This window comes from Pseudomonas asuensis (assembly GCF_014646755.1).
Classification (GTDB): Bacteria; Pseudomonadota; Gammaproteobacteria; order Pseudomonadales; family Pseudomonadaceae; genus Chryseomonas; species Chryseomonas asuensis.
Map to the genome: position 1 here is coordinate 155,290 of NZ_BMNW01000006.1, position 26,061 is coordinate 181,350.

Annotated in this window: 19 protein-coding genes; 12 read left to right on the top strand and 7 right to left on the bottom strand. The window is 53.9% G+C overall.

Annotated elements, in window-relative coordinates; translation table 11 throughout:
* Positions 1–6 precede the first annotated feature (6 nt).
* The 8 genes from IEX86_RS14660 (at position 7) to IEX86_RS14690 (ending at position 10,339) form a co-directional block, all read left to right on the top strand.
* Positions 7–3,762: a nitrate reductase subunit alpha gene (locus IEX86_RS14660; RefSeq protein WP_188866872.1), complete on the top strand. Its 3,756-nt coding sequence runs from the start codon at positions 7–9 to the stop codon at positions 3,760–3,762.
* Positions 3,763–3,772: 10 nt separating this feature from the next.
* On the top strand, positions 3,773–5,311 hold the full coding sequence (gene narH / locus IEX86_RS14665) for a nitrate reductase subunit beta (RefSeq protein ID WP_188866873.1): 1,539 nt from the start codon (positions 3,773–3,775) through the stop codon (positions 5,309–5,311).
* Positions 5,312–5,313: 2 nt separating this feature from the next.
* Positions 5,314–6,069, top strand: a complete 756-nt coding sequence (gene narJ, locus IEX86_RS14670; RefSeq protein WP_188866874.1) for a nitrate reductase molybdenum cofactor assembly chaperone — start codon at positions 5,314–5,316, stop codon at positions 6,067–6,069.
* Positions 6,062–6,883: a respiratory nitrate reductase subunit gamma gene (gene narI / locus IEX86_RS14675; RefSeq protein WP_188866875.1), complete on the top strand. Its 822-nt coding sequence runs from the start codon at positions 6,062–6,064 to the stop codon at positions 6,881–6,883. Before narJ ends, narI begins: the two co-directional genes overlap by 8 nt.
* A gap of 58 nt (positions 6,884–6,941) precedes the next feature.
* Entirely contained in the window at positions 6,942–7,850 is a 909-nt protein-coding gene (locus IEX86_RS14680) for a peptidylprolyl isomerase (RefSeq protein ID WP_188866876.1), read from the top strand.
* Positions 7,851–7,892: 42 nt separating this feature from the next.
* A complete protein-coding gene (gene moaA, locus IEX86_RS14685) occupies positions 7,893–8,885 on the top strand; it encodes a GTP 3',8-cyclase MoaA (RefSeq protein ID WP_188866877.1) in 993 nt (330 codons plus the stop codon).
* 414 nt (positions 8,886–9,299) lie between these two features.
* Positions 9,300–9,566 (top strand): hypothetical protein, encoded by a 267-nt coding sequence (locus IEX86_RS25025; protein ID WP_229685355.1) that lies wholly within the window; start codon positions 9,300–9,302, stop codon positions 9,564–9,566.
* Entirely contained in the window at positions 9,563–10,339 is a 777-nt protein-coding gene (locus IEX86_RS14690) for a serine hydrolase domain-containing protein (RefSeq protein WP_229685356.1), read from the top strand. The genes IEX86_RS25025 and IEX86_RS14690 overlap by 4 nt, the downstream gene beginning before the upstream one ends.
* Positions 10,340–10,431: 92 nt before the next feature.
* Here IEX86_RS14690 and IEX86_RS14695 read toward each other — a convergent pair whose 3' ends face one another.
* Both IEX86_RS14695 and IEX86_RS14700 read right to left on the bottom strand, forming a co-directional pair.
* A complete protein-coding gene (locus IEX86_RS14695; protein WP_188866878.1) occupies positions 10,432–11,805 on the bottom strand; it encodes a GntP family permease in 1,374 nt (457 codons plus the stop codon).
* Between the two features lie 196 nt (positions 11,806–12,001).
* Complete coding sequence (locus tag IEX86_RS14700) at positions 12,002–12,535, bottom strand: gluconokinase (RefSeq protein WP_188866879.1); 534 nt, start codon at positions 12,533–12,535, stop codon at positions 12,002–12,004.
* Positions 12,536–13,040: 505 nt separating this feature from the next.
* Between IEX86_RS14700 and IEX86_RS14705 the strand changes: the two genes are divergently transcribed.
* Positions 13,041–16,316 (top strand): bifunctional diguanylate cyclase/phosphodiesterase, encoded by a 3,276-nt coding sequence (locus IEX86_RS14705; protein WP_188866880.1) that lies wholly within the window; start codon positions 13,041–13,043, stop codon positions 16,314–16,316.
* A 178-nt stretch (positions 16,317–16,494) separates the two neighbouring features.
* On the opposite strand, the gene IEX86_RS14710 is transcribed toward IEX86_RS14705, so the two are convergent.
* The 3 genes from IEX86_RS14710 to IEX86_RS14720 all read right to left on the bottom strand — a co-directional run bounded on the left by IEX86_RS14710 (position 16,495) and on the right by IEX86_RS14720 (position 21,395).
* On the bottom strand, positions 16,495–17,574 hold the full coding sequence (locus tag IEX86_RS14710) for a nucleoside hydrolase (RefSeq protein WP_188866881.1): 1,080 nt from the start codon (positions 17,572–17,574) through the stop codon (positions 16,495–16,497).
* A gap of 217 nt (positions 17,575–17,791) precedes the next feature.
* Positions 17,792–20,167 (bottom strand): glucose/quinate/shikimate family membrane-bound PQQ-dependent dehydrogenase, encoded by a 2,376-nt coding sequence (locus IEX86_RS14715; RefSeq protein WP_308423898.1) that lies wholly within the window; start codon positions 20,165–20,167, stop codon positions 17,792–17,794.
* Positions 20,168–20,249: 82 nt separating this feature from the next.
* Positions 20,250–21,395, bottom strand: coding sequence for an aldose epimerase family protein (locus tag IEX86_RS14720; protein ID WP_188866883.1), 1,146 nt, complete (start codon positions 21,393–21,395; stop codon positions 20,250–20,252).
* Positions 21,396–22,168: 773 nt separating this feature from the next.
* Here IEX86_RS14720 and budC point away from each other — a divergent pair.
* Positions 22,169–22,933: a meso-2,3-butanediol dehydrogenase gene (gene budC / locus IEX86_RS14725; protein ID WP_188866884.1), complete on the top strand. Its 765-nt coding sequence runs from the start codon at positions 22,169–22,171 to the stop codon at positions 22,931–22,933.
* 183 nt (positions 22,934–23,116) lie between these two features.
* Here budC and IEX86_RS14730 read toward each other — a convergent pair whose 3' ends face one another.
* Positions 23,117–23,269, bottom strand: coding sequence for a hypothetical protein (locus tag IEX86_RS14730; protein ID WP_188866885.1), 153 nt, complete (start codon positions 23,267–23,269; stop codon positions 23,117–23,119).
* Between the two features lie 54 nt (positions 23,270–23,323).
* On the opposite strand from IEX86_RS14730, the gene IEX86_RS14735 reads away from it, so the two are divergent.
* The gene (locus IEX86_RS14735) at positions 23,324–23,530 is read left to right on the top strand and encodes a hypothetical protein (RefSeq protein ID WP_188866886.1); all 207 of its coding nucleotides are present in this window, start codon (positions 23,324–23,326) and stop codon (positions 23,528–23,530) included.
* A gap of 95 nt (positions 23,531–23,625) precedes the next feature.
* Positions 23,626–25,011, top strand: a complete 1,386-nt coding sequence (locus IEX86_RS14740) for a PepSY-associated TM helix domain-containing protein (protein WP_188866887.1) — start codon at positions 23,626–23,628, stop codon at positions 25,009–25,011.
* 86 nt (positions 25,012–25,097) lie between these two features.
* Here IEX86_RS14740 and IEX86_RS14745 read toward each other — a convergent pair whose 3' ends face one another.
* Complete coding sequence (locus IEX86_RS14745; RefSeq protein ID WP_188866888.1) at positions 25,098–26,018, bottom strand: LysR substrate-binding domain-containing protein; 921 nt, start codon at positions 26,016–26,018, stop codon at positions 25,098–25,100.
* Positions 26,019–26,061 lie beyond the last annotated feature (43 nt).

A 26,061-nucleotide genomic window follows, 5' to 3' on the forward strand; every position in this document is an offset into this window, starting at 1 on the left:
ATAACCATGAGTCATCTACTCGACCAACTGCGCTTCTTCAACCGCAAGCAGGGTGAATTTGCCGACGGGCATGGTGAGACGCGCCTGGAGTCCCGTGACTGGGAAAATATCTATCGCTCACGTTGGCAGTACGACAAGATCGTACGTTCCACTCACGGTGTGAATTGCACCGGCTCCTGCTCCTGGAAGATCTATGTCAAGAATGGGCTGATTACCTGGGAGACGCAGCAGACTGACTATCCACGCACTCGTAATGACCTGCCCAACCACGAGCCACGGGGCTGTCCGCGTGGGGCCAGTTACAGCTGGTACATCTATAGTGCCAACCGTCTCAAGTATCCCAAGATTCGCAAGCCGCTCTTAAAGCTCTGGCGAGAAGCTCGTCTTAGCTTATCGCCTGTGGAAGCCTGGGCAAGCATCGTTGAGGATAAGGCGAAGGCAGAGTCCTACAAGAGCAAGCGGGGCATGGGTGGTTTTATCCGCTCCAGCTGGGAGGAAGCGAACGAGCTGATTGCCGCCGCCAACCTGTACACCATCAAGCAGTATGGCCCGGATCGGGTGGTGGGCTTCTCACCCATTCCAGCCATGTCCATGGTGAGTTACGCTGCTGGCGCGCGCTACCTTTCGCTCATCGGCGGAGTGTGCCTGAGCTTTTATGACTGGTACTGCGACCTGCCTCCTGCCTCTCCGCAAGTGTGGGGTGAGCAAACTGACGTGCCAGAGTCGGCTGACTGGTACAACTCCAACTACATTATCGCCTGGGGCTCCAACGTCCCGCAGACCCGTACCCCGGATGCGCACTTCTTTACTGAGGTTCGCTACAAGGGCACCAAGACCGTTTCGATCACGCCTGACTACTCTGAAGTGGCCAAGCTGACCGACCTTTGGCTCAACCCCAAGCAAGGCACTGACGCCGCCCTGGCACAAGCCTTCAATCATGTGATCTTCAAGGAGTTTCATCTCGAAAAACCCAGCCCCTATTTCCAGGACTATGCCAAGCGCTATACCGATCTCCCCATGCTGGTACTGCTGGAGCCTTATGGAGATGGCTACAAGGCGGATCGCTTCCTACGGGCATGGGATCTGGCTGACAACCTGGGGCAGGACAACAATCCCGAGTGGAAAACCGTTGCCCTGGATGCGACGGGTGAGTTGGTCTCTCCACAGGGGTCGATTGGTTATCGCTGGGGCGAGAAGGGCAAGTGGAACATCGAATCGCGTGAAGGCGGTCAGGGCCGGGAAGTCGACCTGACGCTGAGCCTGATCGACAGCGGCAACTATGCCGAAGTAGGGTTTCCTTACTTTGGTGGGCAGAGCCATGAGCACTTCCCGCATGTGCCAGGCGATGCAGTGCAATACCGCCGGGTTCCAAGCCGCATGATTACGCTGGCCGACGGCTCCCTCGCGCAGGTTGCCACCGTTTTCGATCTGATGGCCGCTAATCTAGGGATCGACCGGGGTTTGGGCGGCGATCATGTCGCGCGGGACTACAACGATGCCAGCGTGCCTGGAACACCGGCCTGGCAGGAGCAGATCACCGGCGTGAGCCGTGAAAGAGCTATCCAGATTGCCCGTGAGTTTGCCGATAACGCCGACAAGACCCGTGGCCGGTCGATGATCATTGTTGGCGCGGCCATGAACCATTGGTATCACATGGACATGAACTACCGGGGCCTGATCAACATGCTCATGTTGTGTGGCTGCGTAGGACAGACCGGGGGTGGCTGGGCGCACTATGTGGGACAGGAAAAGCTGCGCCCACAATGTGGGTGGCTGCCACTGGCCTTTGGCCTGGACTGGAGCCGCCCGCCCCGTCAGATGAACGGAACCAGCTTTTTCTATAACCATTCCTCACAGTGGCGCCACGAGAAGATGAGCATTCATGAAGTGCTCTCGCCCATGGCCGACAAGTCTCAGTTTCCTGAGCATATGCTCGACTACAACATTCGTGCCGAGCGCGCCGGCTGGTTGCCCAGCGCGCCGCAGCTCAATCGTAATCCTCTGCAGATCACTCGGGAGGCGGCCGCAGCGGGTATGTCACCTGTCGATTACGTCATCCAGTCGCTCAAGGATGGCTCGCTACGTTTTGCCTGCGAACAGCCGGACAACCCGGCCAACTTCCCCCGCAATATGTTCGTGTGGCGCTCGAACCTTCTGGGTAGCTCCGGCAAAGGCCATGAGTACATGCTCAAGTACCTGCTGGGCACCAAAAATGGCGTGATGAACGAAGACCTTGGCAAACGAGGTGGTTTCAAGCCTGCCGAGGCGGACTGGGTAGACGAGGGCGCCATTGGCAAGCTCGATCTGGTCACTACGCTGGACTTTCGCATGTCTTCCACCTGTGTGTACTCCGACATCGTCCTGCCTACTGCAACCTGGTACGAGAAGGACGACATGAACACATCGGACATGCACCCCTTTATCCATCCGCTTTCGGCAGCCATCGATCCGGCCTGGGAGTCCCGTTCCGATTGGGAGATCTACAAGGGCATCGCGAAAAAGTTTTCGGAACTGGCCGAGGGCGTATTGGGTGTCGAGCAGGATCTGGTAACGGTGCCGTTGCTGCACGACAGCCCCGGCGAACTGGCCCAGCCTTTTGGTGGCGCCGATTGGAAAACCGCTGGTGTGGATCCGGTACCCGGCAAAAATTGCCCGAACATGACGGTGGTCGAGCGTGACTACCCGGGAATCTACAAGAAGTTCACATCACTCGGGCCGCTGCTTGAAAAGCTGGGGAACGGTGGCAAGGGTATCAACTGGAATACCCAGGACGAAGTGAAATTTCTGGGCGAGCTGAACTATCGGGTGAAGGATGAAGGCGTCAGCCAAGGTCGGCCCAGGATCGATTCGGCCATTGATGCTGCTGAGGTCATTCTCTCATTGGCTCCGGAAACCAATGGTCACGTTGCTGTAAAAGCCTGGGCGGCGCTGTCTGAGTTCACCGGACGCGATCACAGCCATCTGGCGCTGCCCAAGGAGCACGAAGCCATTCGTTTCCGTGACATTCAGGCTCAGCCGCGCAAGATCATCTCCAGCCCTACCTGGTCCGGTCTTGAAGATGAACACGTGAGCTACAACGCGGGCTACACCAACGTTCATGAGCTCATCCCGTGGCGCACCATCACCGGCCGCCAGCAATTCTTCCAGGATCACCCCTGGATGCAGGCCTTTGGTGAGCAGATGCAAAGCTACCGGCCGCCTATTAATACCCGGACCGTTGATTATGTGAAGGGCAAGAAGGGTAACGGCAATACCGAGATCGTTCTGAACTGGATCACTCCCCACCAGAAATGGGGCATTCACAGTACCTATACCGACAACCTCATCATGCTCACCCTGAGCCGCGGCGGGCCAATCGTCTGGCTATCGGAGATCGACGCTAAAAAGGCCGATATCGAAGATAACGACTGGGTGGAGTGCTTCAATGCCAACGGCGCCCTGACAGCGCGTGCCGTGGTCAGCCAACGCGTCAAGGAAGGGATGATCATGATGTATCACGCTCAGGAGCGCATCGTGAACGTACCCGGCAGCGAGACCACCAAGACCCGCGGCGGTCATCACAATTCGGTTACCCGCGTGGTGCTCAAGCCCACCCACATGATCGGTGGCTACGCCCAGCAGGCCTATGGCTTCAACTACTACGGCACCGTGGGATGTAACCGCGACGAGTTTGTCGTGGTGCGCAAGATGAAAGAGGTCGACTGGCTGGATGGCCCCAATGGCCATGCACTGCCACAGCCCCTGCCGACCCAACTGGATTGAGGAAGTCATCATGAAAATTCGTTCGCAAGTCGGCATGGTTCTGAATCTGGACAAGTGCATCGGTTGCCATACCTGTTCGGTCACCTGCAAGAATGTCTGGACTAGCCGCGAGGGTATGGAATACGCCTGGTTCAACAACGTCGAGACCAAGCCTGGCATCGGCTACCCCAAGGAGTGGGAAAATCAGGACAAATGGAAAGGTGGCTGGATACGCAACAAGGATGGCTCAATCAACCCTCGGATCGGCGGCAAATTCAGGGTCTTGGCCAATATCTTTGCCAACCCCGACCTGCCAGGCATTGATGACTATTACGAGCCGTTCGATTTCGATTATCAGCACCTGCATACCGCCCCGCTTTCGAACCACCAACCGGTAGCCCGGCCTCGCTCGCTGATCTCCGGTCAGCGAATGGAAAAGATTGAATGGGGGCCCAACTGGGAGGAGATCCTGGGAACTGAATTCGCCAAGCGCCGCAAGGACAAAAACTTCGACAAGGTCCAGGCGGATATTTACGGCGAATACGAAAATACCTTCATGATGTATCTGCCGCGGCTATGTGAGCATTGCCTGAACCCGGCGTGTGCAGCATCCTGCCCGAGCGGAGCCATCTACAAGCGCGACGAAGACGGAATAGTCCTCATTGATCAGGAGAAATGCCGCGGCTGGCGCATGTGTATCAGTGGCTGCCCCTACAAGAAGATCTACTTCAACTGGAAGAGCGGAAAGTCTGAGAAGTGCATCTTCTGCTATCCACGTATCGAAGCCGGTATGCCTACCGTGTGCTCTGAAACCTGCGTTGGCCGTATCCGTTATCTGGGGGTACTGCTGTATGACGCAGACCGTATTGCAGATGTAGCTAGTGCTGCCAGCGAGCAGGATCTGTACGAAAAGCAGCTCGACATCTTTCTCGATCCGTTCGATCCAGAGGTAATCCGCCAGGCCTTGGCCGACGGCGTGCCACAGTCAGTTATCGATGCTGCCCAGAAGTCGCCGGTCTATAAAATGGCGGTGGATTGGCAACTGGCCCTGCCGCTGCACCCAGAATACCGTACGCTGCCCATGGTCTGGTACATCCCGCCCCTGTCTCCCATTCAGAACGCAGCCAAGGCAGGCGCTATAGGGATGGATGGAGTCCTCCCCGATGTCGATAGCCTGCGCATCCCATTGCGCTACTTGGCTAACCTCCTGACCGCAGGGGATGAGCGCCCGGTTCGGCGCGCCTTGAAGCGCATGCTGGCGATGCGTGCCTACAAGCGCGCCGAGCAGGTTGAAGGCCGCCAGGATCTCGACGTATTGAGAGGCGTTGGGCTTACCGTCACACAGGTAGAGGAAATGTACCGCTACCTCGCCATCGCCAACTACGAGGATCGCTACGTCGTGCCGTCTGCCCATCGGGAGGAGGCCATGAGCGATGTGTTCGCTGAGCGGTCCGGTTGCGGTTTCAGCTTTGGCAGCGGCTGCAGTGGTACATCCGACCTCAACATGTTTGGCGCCAAGAAGGCGAATCGCCGCGATGTTATCCAAACCGTACAGCTCTGGGAGGACTAGACATGCGCATCCTTAAAGTCATTTCGCTCTTGATGGACTATCCCACCGAAGCCCTGGCAATGGGACGACAGGAACTGGCCAGCGCCATAAAAGAAGCTCGCGAGATTAGCCCGGAACAGCGCCGCCACTTGCAGGCACTGCTGGACCAGCTCACGGATTCAGCGCTGATGGATGTACAAGAGGCCTATACAGAGCTGTTCGATCGTGGCCGTTCGCTGTCTCTTCTGTTGTTCGAGCATGTCCACGGCGAGTCCCGCGATCGCGGACAGGCCATGGTGGATCTGTTGGCTCAATATGAAGCAGCCGGCTTTTCGCTCGGCGTGAAAGAGCTTCCCGATTATCTGCCGCTTTACCTTGAATACCTGGCCACGCGTGATGCACTGGCTGCCCGAGAGGGCCTGGGTGACATCTCACATCTATTGGCCTTGCTGGCAGCTCGTCTTGCCGAACGCCGAAGTCCGTATGCCGCCTGCTTTACCGCACTACTGCAGGTCGCAGGTGAAACCCCGATAAAGGCGGTAGAAGCGCTACGCGAACAAGTCGCGTCTGAATCCCGTGACGACTCACTGGAAGCACTGGACAAGGTGTGGGAAGAGGAAGCTGTGGACTTCCTGAAAGCCGAACAGGAAGGGCGTTGCGGCGCACAACCTTCCCGACCAGGCAAGGCGAAGCAGGAGGAGGCTGTACCGCTGCATTGGATTGATTTCAACCAAGAGACACCGGCACAGGCGCCGGTCCGGGAGGCCTATCATGGATAAAGTAGATCTGTTTGCCTTTGGCATCTACCCTTATGTCGCGCTGACTATTTGCCTCGTGGGCAGCTGGGCTCGGTTCGACTTGTCGCAGTACAGCTGGAAGGCTGGCTCCAGCCAGATGCTAAGCAAGCGCAATATGCGGGTGGCCAGTAACCTCTTCCATATTGGCATACTGTTTATCCTGGCAGGCCACTTTGTGGGGCTGCTCATGCCGGAAGCGCTCTACCATACCGTGATGAGTACGGCTAATAAACAGCTCCTGGCCATGATGTCCGGAGGCTTTTTTGGCTGTCTGGCGCTTATCGGACTGAGCATGTTGATTTACCGTCGCCTGACTGAGCCTCGGGTGCGGGCCAGCTCCAGTCCGTCTGACATCATGATTCTGTTTGTCCTGCTAGCACAGCTGCTGCTGGGGCTTAGCACCATTGTCGCTTCCACCCAGCATATGGACGGTTCCATCATGGCTCGTCTGGCCATCTGGGCACAGGCCATTGTGACATTGAGACCCGAAGCGGCGGCTGTATCCATCAGCTCAGTGCCGCTGGTGTACAAACTGCACGTTTTCCTGGGGCTGACACTCTTCGTATTGTTTCCCTTTACCCGGTTGGTACACGCTGTCAGCGCACCCGTCTGGTATCTGGGCCGTCGTTATCAAATCGTGCGGTTGAAAGCCAAGCGTCCTGAACAACCCAAGCCTCAAGCACTAGGCGTGCCCGTAAAATCACGTATCGATACGCCTGTACCTGCTTATGGCCTGCCTGCGATTGGCCCCAAGCAAACCGCTCCTCTGGCAAAACGCGAAGATACCGTCCACTAGCATCACGCGGGTGGGCGGGTAGCCCACCCGTCTCCCATCAATAATCAGGAGAGGCGCTATGACCTGTACAGGCGGCTGTAAGGCAAATAAGCAGGGAAATGTAGAAGGATGCAAACACCCAGCACCGCAGGATGGGGCGCCCTTGAGAGCCTCTGGGGCAGAGCCGATGGTAATTGCAAGTAGCGAGCAGGAGTGGCCGCGCGTTCGGGTCAACGGCGTCGCCATTACGCCGGAAGCGATTGCGGAGGAGCTGCAGTACCACCCGGCACCTTCGCGCGAAACTGCTATTTATCAGACCGTGCAGGCGTTGGTTATGCGGGAGATACTACGTCAGAGGGTAGTCGAGCAGGGGCTCGCAGGGACTGGAACTAAAGCCGTGGCAGAAGAGGCCGCAATCTGTCAGTTGCTCGAAAGGGATGTAAAGAGCCCCGATGCTGATGAGGAGACCTGTTTGCGCTATTACACCAGTCATCAGGCACGTTTTAGTTCAGCTCCCCTTATCGCGGCTTCCCATATTCTCCTGGCTTGCGCACCCGATGATGTAGACACTCGTAGCCAGGCCCGTGTGCAAGCCCTTGAAATGATCGAACAGCTGAGCCGTTTCCCGGATCAGTTTGGTGAACTGGCTCAGCGCTATTCTGCGTGCCCCTCCAGCGCCCAGGGTGGTTCGCTGGGTCAACTCAGCCAGGGGCAAACGGTTCCTGAATTCGAGCGAGTATTGTTTCGGCTTCCCAAGAGGCTAAGTAAACAACCTTTGGAAAGCCGGTATGGCGTTCATGTAGTGCACGTGGATGAGCGTCTGGAAGGGTCCATGTTGCCTTATGAGGTGGTGAAAAACACCATCAAAGACCAATTGAACCAGCAAGCCTGGCATATAGCGCTGGCTCATCACCTGCGTATTCTTGTCGGTCAGGCTCTCATTGAGGGCATCCGCTTTGATGGAATCGACTCGCCGCTCCTGCAATAGGTAACGGCAGAGTAAACATGCTGACGCTGCCCTGAGGATGCTATGACGATGGACCTGAAAGACGGCTTTGGCCGACGAATTAATTACCTGCGGCTGTCTGTTACCGACCGTTGTGATTTCCGGTGTCTGTACTGCATGGCTGAAAAGATGACATTTCTGCCAAGAGCCCAGATATTGAGCCTTGAGGAGCTGTATCGCCTGGCACGTATATTTGTAGGGCAGGGCGTTAGGAAGATAAGGCTGACAGGCGGTGAGCCGCTAATCAGGCCCGGCATTGTTGAGCTATGTCACGACATCGCAAAGCTTTCCGGGTTAGAAGAGTTGGTCATGACCACCAACGGCACCCAACTGACCCGTTTGGCAACTCCGCTGGCAGAGGCAGGCGTCAAGCGTCTCAATATCAGTTTGGATAGTCTTGATCCTATCCGCTTCAAAACCATTACGCGCATTGGCAATCTTGGCCACGTGCTACAGGGGATTGAGAGCGCCCAGAAGGCTGGCTTCCAGCGTATCAAGCTTAACTGTGTCGTCATGAATGGCCGGAATGCTGACGAGATTCTTAATCTAGTAGATTTTGCGCTCTCCAATCGGCTGGACATCAGCTTTATCGAAGAAATGCCGCTGGGAAGGGTAGGCGGCCTTCGCCAGGAACGGTTTTGTTCAAATGATGAGGTCCGAGCCAAGATTGAAGAGCGCTATAGCCTGATCCATTCTGCAGAGCAGAGCGGAGGGCCTGCCCGCTACGTACGTATTCCAGCGTATCCGCATTCCCGAATCGGCTTTATTTCCCCGCATTCACAGAATTTCTGCTCAAGTTGTAATCGCCTGCGAGTAACAGTGGAGGGCCGCTTATTGCTGTGCCTGGGACATGAGAAGGCCCTTGATCTGAAACAGCTAATGCGACGTTACCCTGAGTCAGATGGCCGGGTTATCGACGCTATCCACACTGTGCTGGCACAAAAACCGCTCCGTCATGAGTTTTCCTTGAGCGGGGATCCTCAGGTGCTTCGGTTCATGAACGTAAGCGGTGGATAATACCAGCCCTTTATTAGAATACACATTTAGATAAGCCATACCCAACCAAAGTAAACAGTGAAACCGCTTTGATCTCTACCAGCCAGCTTAGGAAAAACTCTTTAGGAGAAGCTATCTGTTATTGAGCGCGACAGCTTTTCACTGAGCAACAGTGCCAAAGCTAGAGCACTCACGGCAGAAGCCTGCACAGCATTCCAAAGAGTAGATGCAACGGGTGAGTACATGTGCACCGCGCGCGCTCAATCCACCAGGGCCGGCTGCTTATAGGTGTCGTGGGCGAGGCAAGAACACCGGTTCGCACCGTCTCATACGGCTCAAGCCAACGGTATTAAGAAATGCTTGGTAATTCAGTAAATGCACCTTTGTACGACGAGGCAGGTCCGATTTTTGACTCACATCGGTACAGTGCTGACCATGATTCCGATAATTCGTTATGCCATGCTACGTGTGTATTGGCTGACCCGCTTAGGGCTAGTAGGTACTGTCGCATTACTGATGTCAGTTAACGCTTGTGCAGATACTAGTGACCTCAAGCTATCTCAGGTGCTTGATGACGCTAAGGCGCTTGCACCACTGGAAACCGTTATCGTCTCTCATGATGGACGGATAACGGCAGAGCAGGGGTACCGGGGCACCGAACCACTACCTCCACTAATATCAAATCCGCTTCGAAGCTGGTGATCTCTGCGCTGGTGGGTATCGCTATCGACAAAGGCGTTCTCAAAGGCACTGGTCAGAAGATTGCGCCCTTGCTTTCAAGAGATCTTCCGGCATCGCCAGATCCTCGCTTGCGCGAGATTACGATTGGTAATCTCTTATCCATGCAGGCAGGGCTTGCCTCTACCTCAGGGCCGAACTATGGCGCCTGGGTTGCAAGCAGGAACTGGGTAAGGTTCGCCCTGGCCCGTCCGTTTGAAAACGATCCCGGTGGGGCAATGATCTATTCTACCGGCTCGACCCATCTGCTTTCAGCCATTCTAACGCGGCAAACCGGCCACTCGACCTTGCAGCTAGCACAGACGTGGTTAAAGCCACTTGATGGTTTCGCCATTACCAATTGGACACGAGATCCTCAGGGCATTTACATCGGTGGTAATGAGATGGCGATGAGTCCACGTTCTTTACTGGCCCTCGGCGAACTCTATCGCATGGGTGGGCAAACTCGTGAAGGCGAGCAGTTGATTCCATCTGAATGGATAAAGGAATCCTGGCGTGTTCGTACCCATTCACGTTACACCGGTGATGGATATGGCTATGGCTGGTTTGTAACCCGAATCGCCAATACAGAGGTGTTCTACGGCTGGGGATACGGCGGGCAAATGCTATACGTTGTACCCAACCTCAAGCTAACGGTTGTCATGACCTCAAGCAGCAATGCTTCAGCCGCGCGCTCAGGCCACCGGGATGATTTGCATCATCTGCTTGGCAGTATTATCGAGGTCTATACGCTGTAAATCGACTACCAGCAGTGCAGCTGGAGGTGTAACGTCCAAAACATGAAGAGCGTATCGGGCACAGCGATAGTGTGCCCGATACGCTCTATGCATTACAGGATCAGGCTGCCAATTAGAGCAAGCAGGAAGGCGATGGTACCGATCAACGTCTCCATTACCGTCCAGGTTTTGAGCGTAGTCTTTTCGTCCATATCGAGGAAGCGCCCAACCAGCCAGAAGCCTGAGTCATTTACGTGGGAGAGTACCGTAGCACCACCTGCAATCGCGACCACGATAAAGCACAGGTCGAATTGGCTGAGGCCGCCAGTGGCTGCTACGGTCGGAGCCATCAGCGCCGCCGCAGTCGTGAGCGCAACGGTTGCTGATCCTTGAGCGACCCGCAGTGCCGCAGAGATTACGAAGGCAGCGACAATCACCGGTAGGCCGGTATCAGTCAGCATCTGGGACAGCGCGTCACCAATACCGCTGGTGCGCAAGACGCCGCCAAACATGCCGCCCGCTCCTGTTACTAACACGATGGAGCAGATCGGCCCCAGTGCGCCGTCACAGACCTTTTCCATATGCTTACGGCTGTGTCTACCGCTAAAAATAATCAATGCAAAGAGCACAGTGATTAACAGCGCTACTGGCGTCTTGCCCAACATGCGCAGGAATTGAACCCAAGTACTTTTGCCGTCCACCGTGCCCATAACGCTCAAGGTATTAAGGCCGGTATCCAGGAAGATCAGGATTAACGGTAACAGCAGGATCGCAAGTACTGTGGAGAAGCGGGGCGGGGTAACCGTCGTATCACGCTCAACATCAGTCAGGAAGCTCGCTGGAATACTGACGTGGAATTTCTTGCCCGACCACACACCAAACAGATAAGCCCCGAAATACCATGTGGGTAACGCAATAATCCCCCCAACAATGACCAGCAAACCTATGTTAGCGCCTAGCAGCTCTGCCGCGGCAACAGGGCCTGGGTGCGGTGGAACTAGCGCGTGCATAACGGCAAATGCACCCGCAGCTGGCAACGCATAACTTAGCGTGGAGCCACCCAGGCGTTTGGCAACGCTAAAGATAATGGGCAACATGACGACCAGTCCCGCATCAAAAAAGATGGGGAAGCCAAAGAGCAGGGATGCAAGCCCCAATGCCAGCGGCGCGCGATTTTCACCGAAGCGATTAATCAACGTGTCGGAGAGAACCTGGGCGCCTCCTGTGATTTCCAGCAGGCGACCAATCATCGCACCAAGACCCACAAGCAATGCAACTGAGGCCAGGGTATTGCCAAAGCCGGTCAATAGCGTAGGGACTACTTTATCAAACGGAATCTGGGTTGCCAGCGCCGTCAGGATACTGACTAGCACAAGCGCGAGAAACGCGTGAACCTTGAAGCGCATGATCAGCAGGAGCAGCAGAATCACAGCGCCTCCTGCTATAAGTAACAATGTGCTCGCGCTGAGAACGGTGGGTTCGGTCATGGTGGGTCACTTTCTATTGTTGTTGGAGGTTAGCGAAAGCCATGCATGTGTGCTCCTGTCCCTGGAGACCAACTCAACACGTTCAGCCCCATTGCATAGGCGCATCGAGGTGACGTGTAAAGCAGGGGCCATACATGCCGGAAATCTCGTCTCACACGTATTGTTATAGATGAAGCGTTAAGAAGACTTTTGCCGATCAGGCGTGTTTGGCCGCTGGAAGCATGTCATTCCACCAGTCAGAAGCCTGTTGGCTAATAACCTCAATAGGCAATGTCGCGTCCACGACAAGGGTCGCTGCCTCCTGATGAGGGGGCTCTAAAGCCGCAAACTGGCTGTCTACAAGACTTGCGGGCATGAAGTGCCCTGGTCGGTTGGCCACACGCAGCGCCGCGTCTTCACGGGTAAGATTCAGAAATACAAAACCCAGTCCTGGAACGGCTGAGCGGAGCGTATCACGGTATTTCTGCTTGAGCGCGGAGCAGGTCAAGACGGGTTTTACACCCGCATTCACAGCGTTTGCCATTTCCTGACCCAGCCGAATGAGCCAGTCAGCGCGGTCTTCATCGGTCAGCGGAATACCGGCACTCATCTTGGCTATATTTGCGGGCGGGTGAAACTGGTCTCCCTCAATCAGGACGCCTCCGCTGCGCTGAGCAATCGCCTCACCAATACAGCTCTTGCCACAACCAGCCACGCCCATGACAACCAGGGCAGGGATATACGTATTCATAGTGTTCTCCAGCCGAAGATAGCGCTATCTTTAAAAGAAAAATTGTACAAATAGCGACTTCGTGTGTTGTAGCTCTTGTTTGCCAGATCATGCAACTCGAAAAATAAAGCAATTTACCGCCTACTGCTTCGAGGTAGCGCTAACTTAAGCATAGCTACATGCGTTGGCAAGCTCTTTTAGCCTATGGCCATTACCAGATGCCATTGAGTGCACAGACGCGTTGGGCTAAGCGTGCGCGCTGTCAGCGTTTGGGGTTTAGCAGCCCGGCGGTCTCTGCACCATCAACCATGAGCGTAGTGCCATTGACGTAGCCTGAGGCAGGCAAGGGTAGCCAGCAACTTCGTTAAAAACCTTCACTCCCATCAAACCGTCGCCTGGAGTTTTGTCCAATCCTTAACGAACCATTGGCAGCGTATTGGCTCAGATTTATAACAAATCAAGCCGCAGCCTATAGTGGAGGGGCTGTTGCTTTACCCGACACTGACTCCAGGCGTACCTCTTGATTATGGATCAAACGACCCAGCCTCTTGATCTTGCTCAGTGTGACAGGGAGCCGATCCATATTCCCGGATCGATTCAGCCACACGGAATCCTGCTTGCCGTCGACCCCGACACCCAGATTATTCAGCAGGTTGCTGGTGATACCGTACGGTTTTTAACGCGAGCCCCTACTGATCTATTGGAGCAGCCAATCGATACGGTTCTTGGGGCTGAGGCTGGGGCGTCTCTTCTCTCGCTTAAGGCAGATATGGCGGAGCCCCTTTATCTGGGCTCACTGTCGTTGCCGGGCGTCCGTGACAAACCACTGGACCTGACCGCACATATCTGTAATGGCGTACTGTTCCTGGAGCTGGAGCCTTCCTCGGAGCATCTGATTACTGCTGCGCAGAGGGTCGGTGAGATCCGTCGGGTACTTACGGTCTGGAGTGCTGCAACCAACCTGCAGGCGCTGCTTAAAAGCGCAAGCGAGGAGTTTCGCCGCCTGACCGGATTTGATCGGGTAATGATCTATCGTTTCCTGGAAGATGAGACAGGACTCGTCGCGTCTGAAGACAAAATCGACAGCCTCGATGCGCTCCTCAATCATCACTATCCCGCCTCGGACATACCCAGGCAGGCACGGGCGCTTTATCTTCGAAATCCAATCAGAGTGATAGCTGATGTGGGGTATACGCCTGCTCCGCTCATTCCGATGTTAAACCCTGTGACAGGTCAGCCGTTGGACATGAGCGGATGCAGCTTGCGCAGCGTTTCGCCAATTCATGTTCAGTACCTCAAAAATCTGAACGTCGTCGCCTCCATGTCCGTTTCGATTGTCGTAAATGGGCAGCTATGGGGGCTTGTCTCCTGCCACCATACGTCTCCCAGACAAGTCTCCTATGAGATGCGCGAGACATGTAAATTATTAGGGCAGACCCTCGGCCAACTAATCAAAGCGCATGTAGAGACAGCGATTAGTAATCAGGCGCAGCAGCTGGCCCATGCGCGGGAGGAGTTACTCAAAAGGCTGGCAGGGGTCTCCGCTGTTGAGGAAAGCATTCAGCGCTACCTGACGGATGTTCAGCACCTTGTTCAGGCAGACGGTGCAGCGTTGCTGCTTCATGGCAAGCTTACCCTACTGGGTAGTACCCCCTCTGAAGAGCAAGCCCGAGCGCTGATTGAGTGGCTTCTGGAAGCCTCCGTGCCTCCCACCTTTGCGACCAGAAGCCTGGTAGATCACTATGAGCCTGCAAAAGCGTATGCCGCACAGGCTAGCGGCCTGCTAGCCGTTGTGATCTCCCATAGCCCTCCGTTTGTCCTGTTGTGGTTCAGGGCCGAATATCTTGAAACCATCAATTGGGCAGGCAACCCTCATAAACCGGCTGAGCCAGGTGCTCTCCCCGGGCAATTAACGCCGCGAAAGTCATTTGAAGATTGGAAAGAGACGGTTCGCTATCAGGCAAGGCCCTGGTCAGAGGCTGAAATAGATTCAGCGCGCAAGTTTGGGCGAGCGGTTCTTGAACTGCGCATGCAAAACGTGCTGCAGGGGCTGAACGGGCAGTTGCAAAAAATGTTGGCTGATAAGGAGAGTCTTCTAGCCAGAAAAGACTCGCTGACAAGAGAGGCCCAGGAACATATTCAGGCGCTGCATAAACGTGAGACCGAACTCAGTGCAATCCTGGAAAACACCAGTGATGGCTATATCTGTACTGATGAAGCTGGCACGGTTACCGCCTGGAATCGCAAAGCCGAGGAGATTTTTCTCTGGAGCCGAGAGGAAGCAATTGGCGCGCTGATAGAGGATCTGATTATTCCGGCGGCCATGCGCGAGGCTTACCGGGAGGATTTAAAAAGCTTCCTGGCCACAGGAGAGAGCAACAATGTGGGGAGTATTGTCGAGCACTCTGCGCTGCGTAAGGATGGCATGCTGATTCCTGTCGAAATACGTGTCACTGCAGTACAGATCGACAGCCGGACGATCTTTTCTGCCTTTGTGCAAGATATAACCCCGCGTAAGCTTCAGGAAAAAGCGCGTTTGAGGGATGCCCAAGAGGATGCTCTGACAGGGTTGGCCAACCGACGTGTGATGTATCGCTTTCTCAAGGCCAGGCTGGAGGCGAAACCTACGACGGAGGATCCACTTTGGCTTTTGTATCTCGACCTGGATGGGTTTAAACCTATAAACGATACCCTTGGGCATGCGGCTGGCGATCAGATGTTGGTTGAGGTCTCCCACCGTCTGAAGCAGTGTATGCGTGAGGATGATCTTGTCTCCCGTATTGGCGGCGACGAGTTTGTTATTGTGGCCAATGGTCTGCCAAACCGAGCGTGTATCGATAAACTCTGTGAGCGGCTGCTTAAGAGCCTGCGAAAGCCTGTATCAATCAATAAGCATGAGGTGAGTGTAGGGTGCAGCATAGGGATCGTTTCGGCGCCAGACGATAGTTCCCAGGCGGATGATCTCTTGCGCTTTGCCGATATAGCCCTTTATGAAGCCAAGGCAGCAGGCCGCAACACATGGCAGTTCTACACTTCACGTATGAGCAGCCGTCTGCTGGTGCGGCGGCAAATTGAGACGGATCTCCGGCTTGCACTACGCCGGGATGAGTTGCGCCTGGAATTCCAACCCCGCTATGAAGTACGCGGTGGCCGTCTGATGGGGGCTGAAGCGCTCGTACGTTGGCAGCATCCTCTACGCGGCTATCTGAGCCCAGACAGCTTTATATCTATCGCTGAGGAAACCGGCCTTATTGTGCCGCTAAGTGATTGGGTATTACGCAAGGCGTGCCTGGAGGCTACTCAGTGGAAGGACTCGGCCTTTGTCTCGGTCAATCTTTCACCGATAGAATTCAAACGCAGTGACCTGGTTGCTCGCGTGCAAGCTGCTCTTGAGGAAACCGGGCTTGCCCCTGAGCGATTGGAACTTGAGGTTACTGAAAGCGTTATGCTCGATAACACCAACGACGCCTTGGCCATTATGAAAGCGCTAAAAGCCTTGGGTGTTAGATTGTCTATGGATGATTTTGGTACGGGCTACTCATCATTAAGTTACATCCATACCTATCCTTTTGACGGTATCAAAATAGACCGTAGCTTTATCTCTGTATTGGACGGTACATCCAGTGGCGAGGCCATTATCGAGGCCATCATTGGTTTAGGCAGGGCGCTATCACTCACGATTACTGCTGAAGGCGTTGAGACCCAAGAGCAGCTTGAGTTACTGGCTCGGCTCAACTGCCATCAGGCCCAAGGGTTTTATTTGGGCCGTCCCATGCAGGGTGATTTGCTTATGATTCATTAGGATGTGTAGAAACACATCTTTCCCTATATATCAGGGGTCATGCTTAAGATCTAACATGACCTTAAGCGTTTGAAGGCATCCTGATCATAAGGGAAGCAAAGGGTAACTTTGCTTATGCTTGAACAGGGTGGGTTGTCGCAGCTTTGCCAACAACCCTAAGAAGGCTTGCGAGCCTGCCTCACCGCTGTCTGATTGGGGCAGGCAGGGTGACAAGCTTAACGTAGTCATCCCAAAAGGCTTGTTGATCTATACCAAACACCACCTTGGCTTTCTGAGTACCCATTGGAGGGGTTTTTTCATAACCCAATGATCTTCCATAATCCGGCCCGAAATGGGTGTCGATGTCTACCCACAAGTCTTTCGATTCGGTTACCAACTCTGGATGTACCAGAAACAGTGCTGGAAGACTGTCCCAGGTAAAACTCTGATAACCAGGGTCTTTGTCAAACTCTGGGCCTAGTACCGTTTTATACAGGTTTGGAATTGTCCCTTCGGTTGCAACGATACGCTTGTAGACTTCAGCGTTGAAAATGACCTTCTCACAGACATCGTTGGGAAAAATCACATGCTCTACAGGTGGGCGCAAAACAATCCTTGCCGCCTCTGGATCGAACCACCAGTTGAATTCAGCCGCAGGGGTGGTGTTGCCAGGTATTTCAATGGCACCTCCCATGTAGACGATACGTTTGATCAGCGGAACGATTTCTGGTGCGCTGCGGATGGCTAAGGCAATATTGGTCAAAGGGCCTACCGCAAGGATCGTGACTTCATGGGGATGCCGCTTGACGCTTTCGATAATGAACTGGGTTGCTGATTCAGGACGCAGCGTAGTGTGGGAAGCAAGGCCATCGGGTGGAGGCGTGAGCTGATCAGCTGAAGTTGGCCGTGCGTTTTGGAAGGCACCAGGCCAGCCCGCGCCAAATAGCGCCTGCTCATGTGGGTACGTGGCAATGTCATGCAACAGCGGGTAGGCTGCGCCCGAATAAACGCCAATCTCGTTTTCTACCCCCATACGCTCGACGGCCTTAAGGGCATCTACCTGCTCTTGATCAACCCAGGCGTTACCACTGACCAGCGTCATGCCTAGAAGCTCGATGCGTTTTTGCGCATGCAGTTGCGCCAGCATGATGAAAGCCTGTCCGTCATCGTTTAGTACGTTGAAATCGGTATCGAAAATCACTTTCTCCGCAGCGTATAAAGGGCTGGCCAAAAGACTAAAGGCCAGGGCTGCGGTGCAGTACCTGAAAAATGCTCGCATTGTTGTTATCTCTTGTTGTCATGATTCGGCACGCTGGACCATTAGGTAAGGCGCTTGTGTGCAGGTGCAGGAGTGTGGCCAAGCATAACGCAGAAACCGGCTGAGCTAATGCTCTGGGCTCATAGGGCGATAGGTGTTTGAGTAATATGAAGTAAAACGACAGAGCCCGGATAAACCTGTCCGGGCTCTGTTAAGGCAAATAACCTGATTACTGCTTTTACTTGGAATCAGGCAGGGCGTATGCGATCAGGTAATCGCCCATCTTGGTGCCAAAAGAGCCATGACCGCCGGCCATAATGACAATGTACTGCTTGCCATTGGCTTCATAGGTCATGGGGGTCGCCTGGCCACCTGCCGGTAAACGCGCTTCCCAGACCTTGTCGCCGTTAGTCACATTAAACGCTCGGATATAGTTATCCTGAGTACCGGCAATAAACATCAGGTTACCTGCGGTAGAGATAGGACCGCCCAGCATGGGAACGCCAATTTTCAAAGGCGGTAGCTGAAGACCCTGCAAGCTGTCGCGGATGGTACCGATACGCTTACGCCATACTACCTCATGGGTTTTCATATCGACGCCAGCGACGTAACCCCAGGCAGGCTCCTTACAGGGCAGGCCCAATGGTGAGAGAAAAGCATTGATTTCCACACCAAATGGCGTGCCATATTGAGGTTGAATACCGGTTTCGGTGCCAGTCCCTCTCGCGCCTTCCTCCGGCCACATGGGATTACCCGGGCCGCGCGGAATCAGCTTGGAGACAAAGGGCAGCGCCATAGGGTTCATCAGCGCCACCTGGCGATCAGGGTTAACGGAGATCCCGCCCCACTCGAATACGCCCAGGTTACCCGGGAAAACGAGCGTACCTTGCTCAGAGGGTGGGGTATATTGCCCCTTATAGCTCAGGCGCTTGAAGATGACGCGACACATCAGCTGGTCGAACATTGTGGCACCCCACATGTTCTTGTCAGTAAGTGTCTGGATAGGCGTCAGATTCAGTGCAGAGCGTGGTTGAGTCGGGCTTACCCAGTCACCCTCGGCGGCACCTTGTGGGGCAGGTACCTCAGTGATAGGCACGATAGGCTTGCCGTCACGACGATCCAGTACGAACAGGTTACCCGCCTTTGTAGGCACATAAATGGCAGGAGCAGTCTCTCCGGATTGTGTCTTTACATCAGCCAGCGTGGGCTGAGAAGGAACATCCATATCCCATAAGTCATGGCGGGTAGTTTGGTAGGACCAGACCAACTTACCCGTCGAGCCATTCAATGCCACGATCGCGCTGGCATAGCGTTCCATAAGCGGGGTACGATGACCGCCCCAAATATCCGGGGTTGCGTTGCCTGTTGGTACATAAACCACATCTGCAGCGGCATCATAGGCCAAAGGCGCCCAGGCATTGGGTGAATTATTTACCAGGGTCTGGCCATCCGTTGGAATGGCATTAGGGTCTTCCGCCCCCGTATCAAAAATCCACTTCAACTCACCGGTATTGACGTCGTAGCCACGAATAGCGCCAGAAGGCTCATGGACGGAGAAGTTATCAGTAACCGAGCCTCCAATGATGATGGTCGTCCCGGTTACAACAGGCGGGGAGGTAGGCTGCAAACCACCTGGGTAGGTGTAAGGGTGCATCTTCTTGAGATCCAGCTCGCCATTGTCGGCAAACTCACTACAGGGTTGACCATTGTCTGCGTTGATAGCAAACAGGCGACCATCATTGACAGGCAGGAGCACCTTGTGTGGACAGCTGGTTTGAGCTGGAGTCTTACCCGCAAGGCTAGCTGCAAACTCAGTGGTGTTGGCTTGGTCGTAATACGATACGCCACGGCAGGTCAGGTGCTGGTAAGAGGGCTCTGACCTGAGTTTAGGGTCGAATCGCCACTTCTCCTTGCCGGTAGCAGGGTCCAACGCGACCAATATCTGGTGCGTGGTACAGATATACATGTTGTCGCCGATCTTGATAGGTGTCAGCTCGTTGGTGGTTTCGCCCGAGTCATTTTCGGTTCTCGATTCACCGCTGCGAAACGTCCAGGCGACTTGCAAGTCCTTGACGTTATTTTCATTGATCTGATTAAGCGGCGAATATCGTGTTCCGCTCTGGGTCCGGCCGTAGGCAGGCCAGTCCGCCGGGCTGACACCCTCAACAGGCTGAGCTTGAGCGGGCTGCGCAGAAGCCATGCTGCCGCTTATTTCCTGCGGATCGTTGAAAATTGAGTACACCAGTACGGCAATAGCCAGCGCCAGTGTTGCAGACAGGAAAGTCTTACTGGCCCTGAGCCCTGCACCGATCCCGCGCGTCACTCCTGGTATCAAGAGCCAGATACCTAGCAGGCCTAAAATATCCAGGCGTGGCACCAAGGCCCAAAAATCTGTACCCGCTTCCCAGAGCCCCCATATAAGAGTGGCGAGCATTAATACCGCATAAAGCCAGATTGCAGTAGTAGAGCGACGCGCAAGCAGGACGGCACAAATCAACAGAACAATACCGCTGACCACGTAGTAATACGAGCCGCCTAATACTGCAAGCCATGCCCCTCCTATCATTAAAATCAGCGCGAATAGTGCTGTAATAATGACAGTAAACGTTCTCAATCCAGATCTTGTCGATAAAGTACTCATCAACGGTTTCTCTCTTTGTAAGAAGCGTGAATCCTTCAGTTAACTATCAAAGGCGTTATTGGATACCAAAACGGAATACGGTCGAGCTATTAAAGACCTCCCCAGGTTTTAATACCGTACTGGGAAATGCCGGCTGGTTTGGACTGTTTGGGTAATGCTGGGTTTCAAACGCAAATGCCTCGGTTTGCCGATACACCTTGCCGCCTGTTCCGGCTACGTTCCCTTTAAGAGCGTTGCTGGTGTAAAACTGCAGGCCAGGCTGTGTCGTCAGGCACTCAAGCGTGCGGCCTGTTTCAGGATCAATGACCTTGGCTGCGAGTTGTAACTCCTTTGGATCAGCGCTTTTGTTCAAGACCCAGTTATGGTCGAAGCCATGGGCATAAAGCAGCTGCGGGTCGTTACTGCGAATGTCTTTACCTATGGCCTTGGGTGTACGGAAATCAAACACACTGGCTTCGACAGGTTGTAAGGTGCCGGTGGGGATAGACTGGGCATCAGTGGGGAGATAATGATCAGCATTGATCTGTACCACTTGGTCTAGTACACCATGAATGCTGTCAGGGCCGGCCAGATTGAAGTAACTGTGGTTGGTCAGATTAAGGACAGTGCTCTTGTCAGTTTGGGCCTGATAGTCAATCCGAAAAGCATTGTCATTGGAAAGGCTATAGGTAACGGTGACCTGAAGATTACCCGGAAATCCCTGGTCGCCTTCTGGACTCTCCAGCGTTAGCGCGGCCTTGACGACCGGCCCTTCAGTCATCAGCGGTGTAACCTGCCAGACGCGCTTGTCATATCCCTTGTTGCCACTGTGCAGCGTATTGGGACCGTCATTTTTTTCTAGTTGATAGGATGCCCCATCAAGCACGAAGTGTCCCTTGGCGATGCGGTTAGCATAGCGGCCAATCAGCGCGCCGAAGTGGATACCCTCACGCGCATCAACGACTTCATAACCCTTCAGGTCATCGTAGCCAAGTACCACGTTGGCACGTTTCCCATCCCGATCAGGCGTAACAATCTCGGTAATGACGCCACCAAAGCTCAGAAAGGAAACGCTGACACCTTTGTCATTGGTCATGGTGTAGCGAGTCACCGGCTGACCATCCTGTGTGGTCCCATAGGGCGCTTGAATAAGCGTCGATGCCACACCGTATTGGCTACCCAGTAGGCTTAAAACAATAATAAGTAACCCTGAGGCGCGCATGTTTATATACCTACCTAATCCTTGCGATACAGCTCAGAGTCAAAATGTTACAAGTCGTTCGTTGCTTAAGAGCGATAATTCGGATTTAGAAATTCACGTAAAAGTGTTCTGGAAACTAGTAGGACTAAATATGTGCGAAGGGTAATGTTAGACGACAAACAGTGACGAGATTGATCGGGGTTGTTTGGTGGGCTATTTAGCAGAATGTTCAATATCGCTATGCCGTGATCTCCCCATTTTATAGCGATGAGGTCACTGGATATAAACAGTTATAATAGTAAGGCTATTATAATTTCATATAGGTGGTCTTTGTTCTGGCTTGATTTAACGCATTGTTTTATTTGTCTAAATCCATTTAGGCCATCATGAAAAGGTCGCCTGTTTAAGCTAAGGATTAAGCAAAAAGCTCTGCCTGTAAGATAGACAGTTGTCCTTTATAGTAAATCTAATGATTTATAGCGTTTGAGAGGTTGTTCAGAACAGATCAGCCAGGCAAGCGCTGTGACTTTACAGCACGACACTTATCAGAAGCGCCGCAGGCTGCTAGAAGGGTTTTCATGAGCCGCCTGGTACAGATATTTAGAAGGCTTATGAGTTCTCTTCAGGCGATTGCTTGGGGGCACATAATCGATCAATGGTTTGCTGCCCCATTCCTGTTAGGAAAAGGCATCGCCTTCAGGGCGCTAAAGTGCTCTGGCAAGCCATTTTGATGAACTTGCAATTGCTGCTGCGGTTCTACTGAGTCATGCATTCCATGACCAAGAGAGGCTGACATGACTCGTTTTACAAACAAGGTAGTGCTTGTAACAGGTGCAGGATCGGGCATTGGCGCTGCAACAGCCAAGCGATTCGCTGAGGAAGGTGCCAACGTAATATTGGTGGGTAGAACTGCTGAAAAACTTGAGCAGGTGGCTAACTCTCTCCCGGCTGATAGGAGCTACATTAAAACGACCGACGTGTCGGACCTGAGCCAGGTTGAACAATTGGTCGCCGATGTCGTCCAGAAGTACGGACGCCTGGATGTGCTGGTCAATAACGCAGGCACTGTAGCGGAAGGCAAGATTACCGAGGCGGATGTGGAAGACTGGCGCAAGGTAATGGCTACCGACCTTGATGGCGTGTTTTATTGCAGCCGATGCTCACTGCCAGAGCTGATCAAGCACAAAGGCTGTATCGTCAATGTCTCTTCGGTTTCGGGACTGGGCGGTGACTGGGGCATGAGTATCTATAATGCTGCCAAAGGCGCTGTTACCAATTTTACTCGGGCACTCGCCATGGATTTTGGCGAGGAGGGCGTTCGGGTCAATGCTGTATGTCCTAGCCTTACTAAAAGCGAATTGACGGAAGACATGCTAGGCAACGAGGCGCTTATGGCCAGCTTCAAGGAGCGTATCCCACTGGGGAGACCTGCTGAAGCGGAAGAAGTCGCTGACGTCATCGCCTTTCTGGCCAGCCATGACGCTCGGTTCGTAAACGGTGTGAATTTACCTGTGGATGGCGGACTTTCAGCGTCCAATGGTCAACCGAGACAAGCCTGATACAGGGTTCATTGTTGTGCGCCAGGCGGATATGCCAGTGTCGGTCTAAAGCGAGCGGCACTGGCGATTATTTCCTATCAGGCAGCAGGCATACATTCGATAATAAAACCGGTTCTTATCTCGCTGGTTCTAGTGTGTGTATGGTCTGAGCCGGACATCAATGCTAAATTTAAGGGTATGAAGTTAGTCCGAGCCCATTTTTTTTCTCTTGCCTGGATACTGGTTGCAGTCATCCTGCTCAATGGTCTCGCTTGCAGTTTGGGCCATGGTGTCATGCATGGGCAGACGTACCGCATCCCTTCGCTGCACGATACGGTGGTAGGAGTGGCTCATCATGCGCATCACTCCACTATGACCCGCGCAGCAGATGAGCATAAAGGCACTATGCACATGGCTGCCTCATCTCATACCTCGCCATTAGAGCAGCTCGCCATGAGCGATTGTGCGTTTGCGGGCACACTGCCCCTGGCGCTTCTGATGTTTGCTGCGCTGGGCTGGTTGCTTCGTTATAAACGGCAACGCCTGTATCAGATTGAAATCGGCCGTTGCCGACCTCCACGGGATACGTTTTCCTGCATTAATCCACGGGCACCCTGACAGCTCCTGGCTACACGTGCACTTTGCATTTACGTCCTAACCCTTTGTTAGCGGCAACCCTGTGTTGCCGTAGTGCTTAGCCGTGGTGAAATCACATGTCAGGTTCTTTGTCTGCGCCGGTTCAAAACAGCCCGAGCGCCTTTATCCAATTACTTAAAAGGCTGCATTTTTATATCGGGGTCTTTATCGGTCCCTTTTTATTCGTAGCGGCGCTGAGCGGGATTGTCTACGCTTTGACACCGCAACTTGAAAACTACCTCTATGCGGATGCCTTACATACCCATAGTCAGGGACCATCACTGAGTCTGGCTGCACAAGTACGGGCCGCACAGGCAGAAGTGGAGCCGTTATCGCGCGTTAGCGCTGTAAGACCAGCCCCTGCACCGGGTGATACCACGCGGGTCATGTTTAGTGAACCAAGCTTGAAGGCCTCTGAAAGCCGCGCCATATTTATCGACCCGGTGACGGGTGAAGTCAAAGGAGACATGAAGGTATACGGGACGAGTGGTGTTCTGCCATTACGAACCTGGCTCGATCAGTTCCATCGTGGTCTTTTGTTGGGCGATGTTGGCCGGATCTATAGTGAGCTGGCGGCATCGTGGCTATGGGTGGCTAGTCTGGGCGGTCTGGTGTTGTGGGCTTCACGGCGGATGCGTTTGCGCCATAAAACGCCTGCAGGCTTGCGTTCGCTACATGCCTCCACCGGCGTGTGGTTATTGATAGGGCTGCTATTCTTTTCCGCCACAGGGCTGACCTGGTCAGAGTATGCAGGTAGCAACATCGGCGTTCTACGTAGCTATTATGGTTGGTCGACCCCTGCCGTCTCGACTGAACTGAATAGTGCTACGGCTATGAAGATGCGCATGGATGAGCATGCCGAACACCATATGCACATGGATCATATGCCAAAGGCCGATCCGATTGATCCAGTACTGTTCGATCAGGTAATGGCCACCGCGCGTACCCAGCATATCGACGCTGCGAAAGTCGAAATCAAACCACCTATGCAGCCGGGCAAGGCCTGGACGGTGAGTGAGATCGACCGTCGCTGGCCTACTCATGTGGATGCCGTCGCCATCGACCCCAACACACTGGCGGTGGTAGATCATGTTACGTTTGCTCAGTATTCACTGCCGGCCAAACTGACCCGGTGGGGAATCGATGCACACATGGGGGTTTTGTTTGGCCTTGCCAACCAGTTGTTATTGATAGCGTTTGCAAGCGGACTGGTGGTCATGGTTGTTTGGGGGTACGTGCTCTGGTGGCGTCGCCGTCCGACCCTAAGCAGCGTGGCACAACCTGGCCTTATAGAAGCCTGGCGTGAGTTAGGGCTCGTTCAACGAATCCTGACGGTCGTGATCTCGGCAGCACTGGGCGTCTTTCTACCCGTATTGGGTATCAGCCTGCTCGCCTTTCTGGCCTGGGACCTTATTTTGGGGTTCAGGGCATCGTTTTCTGGGCTGAAACAAAGGCAACTGTAGATTCAAGCGTGGGCTGGCTGCACTGTAGACGCGGCCAGTCCTCATTAGAGTCTGATTTATAGAGCAAAACATCACATCGAGATCTGTCATGGCGCTCTGGTTGAGCCTGTCACGTCCTGAGTGCAAGCAGGATCCTGATTCATCGCTAACTTGATTACGTTCAACACTACTTCTTCATCTTCATCCGCTCGCCAGCTCATCGTAGTGTCTAGTTCTGCACTGATACCCTGTATGTCCCGAAGTACAACATAACGTTCATCAAGCGGCACCATCAGATCGGCAACCAGCATTACGCCCAGGCCAGCCTCTACCAGGCCAAGCCCCATTTGTGGGTTATTTGCCCGATAGTGCGTGTTGGGCTCAAAGCCCAGCAAAAACTGGGTTAAACGTGTCCCGGAAGCATCATGAGAGCCCATATAGCCGATAAAGCTTTCATGAATCAGGGTCTCGGGTGGAATACATTGCATGGACGCCAGGGAGTGATCCGTAGGTAAGGCCAGCTTGATCGGATAGGATGCAATTTTGTGCTGGCAGAGCTCCGCCGGCGGTGAAAGGGTCAGCGTAGGGCCAAATGACACGTCTATCTTGCGCTCCATCAGCGCCGGATACTGACCTGAAGGATGAAGCTCATCAACGTCCAGAAGAACATTTGGCATCACTCGGCGCATTTTGCGCAGTATTCTTGGGAGAATTCCTGAATACAACGCGCTGGCCACATAACCAATCCTCAGGGAGCCCGCAGCGCCGTTGGCCAGCTGTTTGGCCAGAAACGCCGTTCGCTCGCTATGTTGAAGTGTGATCTGTGCGTCCTTGAGCAGCAGGCGTCCAGCCTGGGTCAACGTGACATTGCGTTTGTTACGTATAAAAAGCGGTAGGCCAAACTCATGCTCAAGCGCTTTGATTTGCATACTTAACGCCGACTGGACGATACACAGGCGCTCTGCCGCACGGCCGAAATGTAACTCCTGTGCTAGTACCGTAAAGTACCTGAGATGCCTTAGCTCCATGATCACTCCAGATGATTAATTGATCATAATAAAGCGTTGGAAA